This is a genomic window from Bacillota bacterium (assembly GCA_024655925.1).
GTDB lineage: Bacteria > Bacillota > DTU025 > DTU025 > JANLFS01 > JANLFS01.
Genome location: JANLFS010000057.1, coordinates 1 through 853 on the forward strand (window position 1 = coordinate 1; position 853 = coordinate 853).

Here is an 853-nt window from a genome sequence, read left to right on the forward strand (position 1 = left end):
TGGCATTGGCATGGGCAATCCCTCCCTTCAGCTGGCAGCCATTATACCAGCTAGATAGGCCCATGTGAGCAGGGAACTGTTCACTGCCGGGTTGCTTACCTAATAGGCGATGCTCTGAGCCTCCGGATCGGGTCCTTCCTGGCGTTTCCGCATCGCAGCGAACACTCTCGGGAAATATCTGTACGCCCACGCAAACTCGGTGACGATCCGTCTCAGATGCGAACTGCCCGTTTCCCCAATGCCGCCCCGCTTGACGGATTCTCCGCTCGAACGCTCGCTTGGCGTCAACCCAGCGTAGCCCTTCAGCTGTGCGGGCAAGCGGTCTCCTCAAAAACCAGCACGTACTCTTGGACCACCGCGTTTAGCGCAGGCAGGCCGAACTTGACTGTACGCAGCCAGGCAGCGTACTTGCTCCCAAAGCGCTTCGTGCCTTTCGGTTCAACCACTCCATCGCGCAGAAGAAGGAGTGTCCTGTATGGCTCGATACTTTACGGAGAACATAGGGGGTCGGGTTTTCGAAGTCGTGGCCCAGGATGACACCGGGCTATACAGTGGTGCGGTGTGCAAATTCGATGGCAATGACTCGGAGGTGAGGATGACGCGCCACAGAGGCCCTGAAATGCTATGGATTAAACTCCCTGAATGGCCGCAGCCGCGTGAAGTGTCGACGGCCAGCGTAGAGTAGCTTGAATGCATGCGCCGAGTGGAACGAAACCCCATATTCATGTTGACCCCATCTGAACTCATGGAGATGCCCGGCACAGCGGAGGAGGTCATCCGAGCGGTCCTGGAGCAAGCGGGGCCTGATGGTGCCCGGGTACACGATCACGCGTGGACACTCGGGGATCTTCAC

Annotated in this window: 1 protein-coding gene; it reads right to left on the minus strand. The window is 58.4% G+C overall.

Going from position 1 to position 853, the window contains the following annotated elements:
- Positions 1-99 precede the first annotated feature (99 nt).
- Positions 100-318, minus strand: a complete 219-nt coding sequence (locus tag NUW23_09795; GenBank protein ID MCR4426465.1) for an IS110 family transposase — start codon at positions 316-318, stop codon at positions 100-102.
- Between the last annotated feature and the right edge of the window lie 535 nt (positions 319-853).